The 8,727-nt window shown below is 68.3% G+C and carries 9 protein-coding genes; 6 read left to right on the top strand and 3 right to left on the bottom strand.

The features are described from left to right. Together NI1_RS30645 and NI1_RS30650 are read right to left on the bottom strand one after the other, a co-directional pair. Positions 1-507 (bottom strand): GNAT family N-acetyltransferase, encoded by a 507-nt coding sequence (locus NI1_RS30645; protein ID WP_067827622.1) that lies wholly within the window; start codon positions 505-507, stop codon positions 1-3. A 59-nt stretch (positions 508-566) separates the two neighbouring features. Continuing rightward, a complete protein-coding gene (locus tag NI1_RS30650; protein WP_084523965.1) occupies positions 567-908 on the bottom strand; it encodes an ArsR/SmtB family transcription factor in 342 nt (113 codons plus the stop codon). A 92-nt stretch (positions 909-1,000) separates the two neighbouring features. On the opposite strand from NI1_RS30650, the gene NI1_RS30655 reads away from it, so the two are divergent. From NI1_RS30655 to NI1_RS30670, 4 genes are all read left to right on the top strand, one after another. Continuing rightward, the gene (locus NI1_RS30655) at positions 1,001-2,206 is read left to right on the top strand and encodes an MFS transporter (RefSeq protein ID WP_067827891.1); all 1,206 of its coding nucleotides are present in this window, start codon (positions 1,001-1,003) and stop codon (positions 2,204-2,206) included. A gap of 160 nt (positions 2,207-2,366) precedes the next feature. Further along, positions 2,367-3,704 carry a pentapeptide repeat-containing protein gene (locus tag NI1_RS30660; protein WP_067827625.1) on the top strand — a complete coding sequence of 446 codons (1,338 nt, stop codon included), beginning with the start codon at positions 2,367-2,369 and terminating at the stop codon, positions 3,702-3,704. An 88-nt stretch (positions 3,705-3,792) separates the two neighbouring features. Next, positions 3,793-4,542 (top strand): hypothetical protein, encoded by a 750-nt coding sequence (locus NI1_RS30665; protein WP_067827628.1) that lies wholly within the window; start codon positions 3,793-3,795, stop codon positions 4,540-4,542. A 45-nt stretch (positions 4,543-4,587) separates the two neighbouring features. Next, positions 4,588-5,715 carry an alcohol dehydrogenase catalytic domain-containing protein gene (locus NI1_RS30670; protein ID WP_067827631.1) on the top strand — a complete coding sequence of 376 codons (1,128 nt, stop codon included), beginning with the start codon at positions 4,588-4,590 and terminating at the stop codon, positions 5,713-5,715. On the opposite strand, the gene NI1_RS30675 is transcribed toward NI1_RS30670, so the two are convergent. Continuing rightward, positions 5,716-7,278 carry an esterase-like activity of phytase family protein gene (locus tag NI1_RS30675; protein WP_084523967.1) on the bottom strand — a complete coding sequence of 521 codons (1,563 nt, stop codon included), beginning with the start codon at positions 7,276-7,278 and terminating at the stop codon, positions 5,716-5,718. A gap of 193 nt (positions 7,279-7,471) precedes the next feature. Here NI1_RS30675 and dapB point away from each other — a divergent pair, with 193 nt between their 5' ends. Then, complete coding sequence (dapB, locus tag NI1_RS30680; protein WP_439957324.1) at positions 7,472-8,212, top strand: 4-hydroxy-tetrahydrodipicolinate reductase; 741 nt, start codon at positions 7,472-7,474, stop codon at positions 8,210-8,212. After that, positions 8,209-8,694, top strand: coding sequence for a hypothetical protein (locus tag NI1_RS30685; RefSeq protein ID WP_067827633.1), 486 nt, complete (start codon positions 8,209-8,211; stop codon positions 8,692-8,694). The genes dapB and NI1_RS30685 overlap by 4 nt, the downstream gene beginning before the upstream one ends. The last annotated feature ends 33 nt before the right edge of the window (positions 8,695-8,727 follow it).

The raw sequence follows: 8,727 nt of genomic DNA on the forward strand, positions 1-8,727 counted from the left end.
TCACAGCTCGCGCCGCATGGCGATCCGCGGCCAGCGATCCAATCCGAGTTCGCCCTCGTGCACGCGGATCTTGTGCAGGTCCGGGGTGAGTTCGTCGTCGGCCAGCCGCCGGAAGCCCAGGCGCGTGTAATACGGTGCGTTCCAAGGCACTTCGAGGAACGTGGTGAGCGAGAGCGCGGGCACTCCGGCCGCGCGGGCCTGGGCGGCGAGATGCTCGATCAGTCCCCGGCCCAGTCCGCGATGGGCGGCCGCGGGGTGCACCGAAACCTGTGCGATGTGTTCGGTGTCGTCGGCCGGTTCGCTCACCAGATACGCCACGGGCGTGTCGTTCTCGTCGACGCTGACCCACGCCCGGCCGGCGCGACGGTACTCTTCGAGCCGTTCCAGCGTGGGTGGTTCGTCGTCGGCGATCTCGATCATGCCGATGGCCCGGAACGGTTCGCCGGCGGCATCCTCGATGTCTTGCAGAACGGGCAGATCGTCGATGGTGGCAGCACGAATGCGCATGTGGTGACGGTAGCGCGCATCCGCCCGTCGTCGCTGCCTATTTTGCCGCGCGATTCGCCTCAGCCGGTGTGGGCGCGGTTGGCGGCCTCGAGCACGGCGTCGAGCAGGCCCGGCAGTGCCCGGCGCATATCGTCGGCGCGCAGCGACACATAGGTATTGCCGTCGGTGGTGTCGCGCGCGGTGATCCCGGCCTCGCGCAGGATCTTGAAGTGATGCGCGGCCGTCGACTTGCTCACCGAGTCGTAGAGCAGCGAGCAGCGCTGCGGTCCGTCGGCGGCGCCGAGCCTGCGCACCATTTCCAGCCGGACGGGGTCCTGCAAGGCGGCCAGGACGGCGGGCAGGGGAGCGACTTCGGGTAGGGCATCCCCGGTGGCGACCTGGGTGGCGGCCGTATCGGTCATGACTTACCTCACTCGGATAGTGGTTTGACGACCATCGAACCTGGCGTAGGGTCAGGTTCGACAACAGTCAAACTTACCTGATGGAGGATGGGATGGCAGCGACCGTGACGGTTGCGACTCGATCCGAGCCGGGCACCCAGAGCTGGGCGTACGCGCTGGTCCTGGTCGCCAGCGGCGTGGCGCTGGGCGTCTCGGGCGCGCCCGCTCCGCTCTACGGGCTCTATCAGCAGGCGTGGCACTTCTCACCGCTCACCACGACTTTCGTCTTCGCCGTCTATGCGGTGGCGGCGCTGGGCGCGGTGCTGGTCTCCGGCCGCATCTCCGATGTGGTGGGCCGAAAGCCGGTGCTGCTCGGCGCTTTCGCGATCATGATCGCCGGGCTGATCGTCTTCCTGTTCGCCGACAATGTCGCCATGCTGCTGCTGGCTCGCGCACTGCACGGCGCGGCGGTCGGCGCGATCGTGGTCTCCGGTGCGGCCGCGCTGCTGGACCTGCGCCCGCAGCACGGCGCGCGCTCCGGCCAGCTCTCGGGCGTGGCCTTCAATATCGGTATGGCCGTGGCGATTCTGGGCTCGGCGGTGCTGGCGCAGTACGCGCCGCATCCGCTGCGCACGCCGTACCTGGTGATCACCATCGCCTGCCTGGCCATCGCCGCCGGGGTGCTGCTGCTGCGCGAACCGCACACCGCCCGCGTCGAGCGCCGCATCACCATCGCCAAACCGGCGGTGCCGCAGGAGATCCGCAGCGACTTCTGGTTCGCGGCGCTGGGCGTGATGGCGGCCTGGTCGGTACTGGGCGTGCTGCTGTCGCTGTACCCGTCGCTGGCCCAGCAGGAGACCGGCATCCACAACCTGGTCTTCGGCGGCGCCGTGGTGGCCTCGACCGCGACCGCCGGTGCGCTCTCGCAAGCCTTCGCCGGCGGCATCCCGGCCCGCCGCGCCGCCATCATCGGCGATATCGGCATGGCCGCCGCCCTGGTGCTGACCCTGCCCGCCCTCGCCACCGGCAACTGGGTCGTGGTGCTCGCCGCCGGCCTGTTCCTGGGCGCGACCTTCGGCCTCGGCTTCGGCGGCTCCATCCGCCACCTGTCCAACGTTGTCCCGCAACACAAGCGCGGCGAAACCATGTCGGCCTACTACCTGCTCGCCTACACGGCCTTGGCCCTGCCCACCGTCGTCGCGGGCTGGGCGGCGACCACCTGGGGCCTCACCACGGTCTTCCCCTGGTTCGTGGTCGCAGTCGCCCTGGCCTGCCTCGTCGCGGCCGGACTGGGCCTGCGCCGCAACGCCGCCGCGTAGCGCGCGAGCCGACGCCGCCCGGTGATCACACCGGGCGGACGTTCTCATCTTCCGGCGTCATTTCGGCGTGCCGACCGGCGAGTTGCAGTGAAAGTCCTTGTCCGCAGGGAAAGTACGCGCATGCGGTGCGGTGCGGCCGCACTGTCGCTATCCTTCCGCTATGCGGTTGGGGAGGTTCGGCTCGACGCTGAACCGTAGGCTCGAGCGGTCGGCGCTGTTGCTTTCGGTGGTGGCGGCGGTGCTCGGTGGATTGGTTGTCGGGGCGCTCACCTGGTGGGGGTTGTGGCGGCTGCTGGGGGCGCGGGCGGAGACGCCGAATCAACTGGACCTCACCAAGATCGCGCTGTGGGTGACCGCCGGTATCGGCGGCGCGGTGGCGCTGGTGGTGGCGTATCGGCGGCAGCGCGATGCCGAGCGCGGGCGGTTCGCCGAACTGTTCGGCGCGGCCGCCCGGCAGCTGGGCGACCCGGATGTGGCGGTGCGCGTGGCCGGGGTCTACGCCATGGCCGGTGTGGCGGACGAGTTCTCCGTTCGTGCGCGCCGCCAGCAGTGCGTGGACGTGCTCTGCGGTTACCTGCGCCTGCCCTACCTACCCGAGGAGGGCGCCAGTCACCTGGCCTCCAAATCGCAGCGGGTGGAGGACTCCGGCACCGCCGTCGAACGCATCTACCACTACCGGCAGAACGACCGGCAGGTACGCGACACCATCGTGCGGGTGATCGCGAGCCGCTTGCGTCCCGCCGCCGAAATACCGTGGTCCGATTGCGATTTCGACTTCTCCGACGTGCTGTTCGAAGACGCCGACTTCCGCGAAGCCGTCTTCACCGGCCACGACACTCGCTTCACCAACGCCCAGTTCATCGGCGCACGCGGCACCGGTTTCGAACGGACCCGCTTCCTGGGCGAACGGATCAGCTTCCAGGGCGCGATATTCCGCAATACCGTCACCTTCGAGGCCGCCGAGTTCGCGGGCGCCCGCACCGAATTCCTGCGCACCGTCTTCACCGGCGAACGCACCACCTTCGCCAATGCCAGACTCACCGCCGACCTGACCTCCTTCGAAGGCGCGTGCTTCGACGGTGCGCGCGTCACCTTCACCGGCGCCGAATTCCTGGGCATCCGAATCACCTTCACCGGTTCCCGCTTCCACGCCGGCTCCAGCTCCTTCGACTGCGCGCACCTGGGCGCGCCCGCCCGCTGGCGTGCGGGCCGCACCCTGGAGGCCAACTTCTCCCGCGCCGAATACCACGGCCGGGTCTCCTTCGCCGACGTCGTCTTCAGCGGCCGTTCGGTGAGCTTCACCGGCAGCGACTTCTTCGGCGACATCTCCTTCCGCCGCGCGTCCTTCGACGCCCGCACGGTCAGCTTCGAACGCCCGCGCTCCTGGGTGGGCATCCAATTCGACTGGGACGGTTCGCCTTCCACCAAGCCCGCCAATATCGAGCCCACCGCCTGGCCGCCCGCCCCCGCCGAATCCGCCCCCGAACTGACCGGCTGAATCGACGGCTGGGATTCGCCCCGTGGTCGTCTTCGGCGGTTAATGTGCGTGCGATAGCTTGCGAAGGTAACGAGGTAGGGGTTCGTCGGTGGGGTGGCAGTACGTGCACTGGGGCGTCGTCGGGGTGGCGATCGCATTGCTCATCTCGGCCGTGCTGGCGGCGGGCGGAGCCGTGCTGCGCAAACAGCGGATCTGGACCGTGCTGGTGGCCGTTCTCGCCGTCCCGGGCTGGCTCGGATTGGCCGGTGGGCTGCTGCCGGCGGTGGAGGGCATCGCGGGCGACACCATTGCCGGTACCGCGGTCCCGCCCGCACCCGGCCTGGTCAAAGCCGGTCTGCCGGTCACTTCGACCAGCGCCAAACCCGCTCCGCCCGACCCGCTGTCGCTATTGCAGGTGGGTGACTGCGTATCGGTCCCGATGGAGCGCACCACCGACGCCACCGGTGCCCCCACCTGGAAAGCCGGCACCCCCGAACCCGCCGATTGCGATGCCCTGGAAGCCAATTACCGCATCGAACAGACCGGCCCCGCCGCCTGCACCGGCAACCTGTACAAACTGGAATCCAGCCGCAAGGACCGCAGCGGCAAGCTCGTCTATCACCTGTGCATGGCCTTCGATTGGCGCGTCGGCGTCTGCTACGACACCACGCACATGGACGAACCCTCCAAGGTCGACTGCGCCACCCCCGGCGCCCACCATGTTCAGGCGACCGCGGTCCTGCTCGACACCGTCGATGGCAGCCGCTGCCCGCGCGACGGCCGCGGCGCGGTCTGGGTGGTCTGGGATAAACGCCGTATGACCGTGTGTTTCCGTGGCGGCGACGATCCGGGCCGCTGACCGGTACCGAGCCCGCCCCCGGGTCGATGGAGTAGCGTCGGGCGCATGAGGATTCGTGGTGCTGTCCTGGAACGAATCGGGGCCGAAACCCCCTTCGCGACGTCGAAGCCGATCACGGTGAGCGAACTGGATCTGGGTGATCCCGGCCCCGGCGAACTGCTCGTCCGGATCGAAGCCGCCGGACTCTGCCATTCGGATCTGTCCGTGGTGGACGGCAATCGGGTGCGCCCGGTGCCCATGCTGCTCGGTCACGAGGCGGCCGGCATCGTCGAAGCGGTGGGGGAGAGCGACAGCGAAGCCGACAACGAGATCGCCGTCGGCCAGCGCGTGGTGATGACGTTCCTGCCGCGCTGCGGCGAATGCGCCGGTTGTATGAGCGAGGGCCGCACCCCCTGCCTGCCCGGCAGCCTGGCCAACAATGCGGGCGAATTGCTCAGCGGCGGTAGGCGATTGCTGCGCGACGGCTCGGAAGTGCACCATCATCTCGGCGTCTCCGGCTTCGCCACGCACGCCGTGGTGGACCGTCGTTCGGTGGTGCCGGTGGACTCCGACGTACCGCCCGATGTGGCCGCCGTGCTGGGCTGCGCGGTGCTGACCGGCGGTGGCGCACTGCTGAATTCGGCGAAGCCCGGCCCCGCCGATCGCATCATGGTGGTCGGTCTCGGCGGCGTCGGCATGGCGGCCGTCCTGGTGGCGGCGGCGCTGCGCGCGGGCACCGGCCGCGAGGTGATCGCCGTCGACACCGTCCCCGAAAAGATCAAAGCCGCCCTCGAACTGGGCGCGACCTCCGCCTACACCCCCGCCGAAGTCGCCGAACAGGGCATTCTCGCCGAAGTAGTGATCGAAGCCGCCGGCAATGTCCGCGCCTTCGAAACCGCCGTGGCCGCAACCGCTCCCGGCGGTACCACGGTCACCGTCGGCCTGCCCGCCCCCGACGCCCGCGCCAGCATCTCTCCGCTGGGCTTGGTGGCGCAGGGCCGTTCCATCGTCGGCAGCTACCTGGGTTCGGCGGTCCCCGCCCGCGATATTCCGCAGTACGTGGAGATGTGGCGTGAGGGCCGCCTGCCCGTGGAGCGGCTGGTGTCCTCGCGAATTCGCCTGGAGGACATCAATACCGCCATGGATGAACTGGCCGCAGGTCATGCCCTGCGGCAGGTCATCATGTTCGACTGACTACTTCACCTGCAACGAGACGGTCTTGGTGGCCGTCTTCGCGGGCAGCTTGGTGGTGTCGACGACCAGGATCTCCCCGGAGTCCTGGACGCCGTTCGGCAGCGTCTTGGCCTTGAGGGTGAACGGCGGCTGATCGCCGTTCGCGCCCTCGAGCCCGAAGTCGGAGTCGTTGGAGATGTACAGCGTCTTGCCGCCGTCCACCGTCGCCACGCCCTCGACCTTGTCGTGCCCGAAGAACTTGCCGTCCGGGTTCAGGCTCGTAACCAGTGCGCCCAGATCGAGATCGGACTTCTTGGCGACCGGCGTGATCCCGGCCTTCTTCAACGCGGCGATGCCGTCGGCGGTCGGCACGGTGCCCACGAACGCTTCGACCGGCTTGCCGTCGATCAGCAGACCCTTGTCCGCGTCATAGGCGGCACCCGGGACCTGCGCCTGCGGCCCGATATCGGTCGCGCCCGAGATATCGATGGTCCACAGCTTCTTGTTCGCCTTCGGCGCCTTGTTGCCGTCGCGCTCATCGACCACGAAGGTGGTGTTGCTCAACGCCGTGATCTCGGAGACCGCAAGCTTCTCCTTCGGATTTTCGAGCGGGTAAACGAATTCCTGCACCGCGCGGGTCTTCAGATCCACGGTCACGATGCGAGTCATCGGCACTTCGCGCGCCGAGCTGACCCCCGGCAGATTCAGCCCGCTCTGCACGACCCCGACCAGCGTGCTCCCGTCCGGCGTGACGGTCAGCCCCTCCATGCCCTGGTTCGGGGTGCGAGCGCCGAGCTCCTTCGGCAGTCCCCGCCCCGGCGCGAGCCGCTCCAGTTCGGTGCCCTTGGCATCGAAATGCACCAGGAACGGCCCGTATTCGTCCGACACCCAGAACGAGCCGTCCGCCAGCGCGACCAGCCCTTCACTGTCGATGCCGTGATCGGTCGGCGGCAGCACCTTGCCGTCGAGACCCTTGATGGTCTCACCGGTCGGCGCGGAGCTGTCGACCAGACCGTTGAACGGCTGCCCCGCCGGATTCTTCAGCGTGATGGTCGATTCCACCACCGCCTTATTGCCCACGATCTTGAACTTGGCGATGGCCGGCGTGAAATCCGGTACGACGGCGAGCTTCTCGTTCTTGCCCTTGCCGTCCACGTTCGGACCGCGATCGGTCGTCCCGTAGAACTCGTCCTTGCTACCCGGCACCGCCGTGAACGCCGACCCGAACGCACTGCCCTGCACGGTGACTCCACCGAACTCACCCAGCGGTTCGATATCGGTGGTGACCAGCCGCACCGCGTCGGTGGTGGTGACGGTGATGCTGTCGGAGCCGCTGTATCCGGCCGCCGGGGTGTAGACCACGGAGCCGTCGGTGCGCCGGGTGATGCTGCCGTGCCGCGGATCGGCGATGGCCACCGCCGCACTGCCGCCCGTCTTGGCCAGCAGCTCGTCCAGCGAGATCACCAGCGGCTGGTCCTTGGTCGCGGTGAAATCGGCGGCAGGGTCGGAAGAGCAGGCGGACAGGACCGCAGCGCACGCGGCGGCGACGGCGAGTGCGCAGGTGGTGGTACGACGAATTCTCACCAGCGATGCCTACCGCCCCGATCCGTCGCTCAGTTGTCCGGCAGCTGAACAATCGCGCGCCACACTATGAACCAGCTCACCCGGGTTTGCCGAGGCCAGGTCAGCGGGCTCGAACGGGGCTCCGGGCCGACCGGATAGGCTCTGCTGGTATCCGTGACGAAGTAGGTGAGGAGACCAGGTGACCACGAACCGGATCCGGGTGGGTGTGCTCGGAGCGCGCGGCAAGGTCGGGCAGGCGATCTGCGCGGGTGTCGAAGCCGCGCCGGATCTCGAACTGGTGGCCCAGGTCGACAAGGGTGACGCGCTGGACGCCTTCACCGAGGCCGGTGCCGAGGTCGTAGTCGACTTCACCCACCCCGATGTCGTCATGCCGAACCTGAAGTGGCTGGTGGAGAACGGCATTCACGCCGTCGTCGGCACCACCGGCTTCGACGCCGAACGCCTGGACCAAGTCCGCGGCTGGCTCGCCGCGTCGCCTTCGACCGGCGTCCTGATCGCCCCCAACTTCGCCATCGGCGCGGTGCTGTCCATGCGCTTCGCCGAGCAGGCCGCCCGCTGGTTCGAATCCGTCGAGGTCATCGAGCTGCACCACCCCAACAAGGCCGACGCCCCCTCCGGCACCGCCTACCGCACCGCGGGGATCATCGCCGCCGCCCGTGACAAGGCCGGAGTCGGCCGCAGCCCCGACGCCACCACCACCGAACTCGAAGGCGCGCGCGGTGCCGACGTCGACGGCGTCCGCGTGCACTCGGTTCGCCTGGCCGGTCTGGTCGCCCACCAGGAAGTCCTGTTCGGCACCCAGGGTGAAACGCTCACCATCCGCCATGACTCCATCGACCGCACCTCGTTCGTCCCCGGTGTGGTCCTCGGCGTCCGTAAGACCCCCCATCGCCCCGGCCTCACGGTCGGCATCGACGCGCTTCTGGACCTGTGAGCACGCCCGCCGAGAACAACGGCCGCGAGGTAGCGAAACGAGTAGCCTTCATCGCGGCCCTGGTGGTCGTTCTGGGCTTCTATTTCGTAATCCTCGGCCGCATGGCCTTCAGCCTCATCGCTGACGGCTCCATCCCCGCCGTTGTCCTCGGCATCGGCATCCTGATTTTGCCGCTGGTGGGTGTTTGGGTGGTGTACAGCAGCCTTCGCGCCGCGTTCGCTCATCAGCATCTCGCTCGGCGTATGCATGAGGAGGGGCTGGAGCTCGACATCTCGGATTTGCCGCGGCGTCCTTCCGGGCGGATCGAAAAGGCTGCTGCGGATGAGCTTTTCGAGAAGGTGAAGCTGGAGTTCGAGGCTGATCCGGAGAATTGGCGGTCTTCGTATCGGGCTGCTCGGGCGTACGACTATGCGGGTGATCGCACCCGTGCGCGCGAAATGATGAAGCGGGCAGTGGAATTGGAGCGTCGGGAGCGGGGGTGACGCTCTGGAGGTTTCAAAGATCAAAAGATTAAA

The organism is Nocardia inohanensis NBRC 100128, from assembly GCF_001612945.1.
Classification (GTDB): Bacteria; Actinomycetota; Actinomycetes; order Mycobacteriales; family Mycobacteriaceae; genus Nocardia; species Nocardia inohanensis.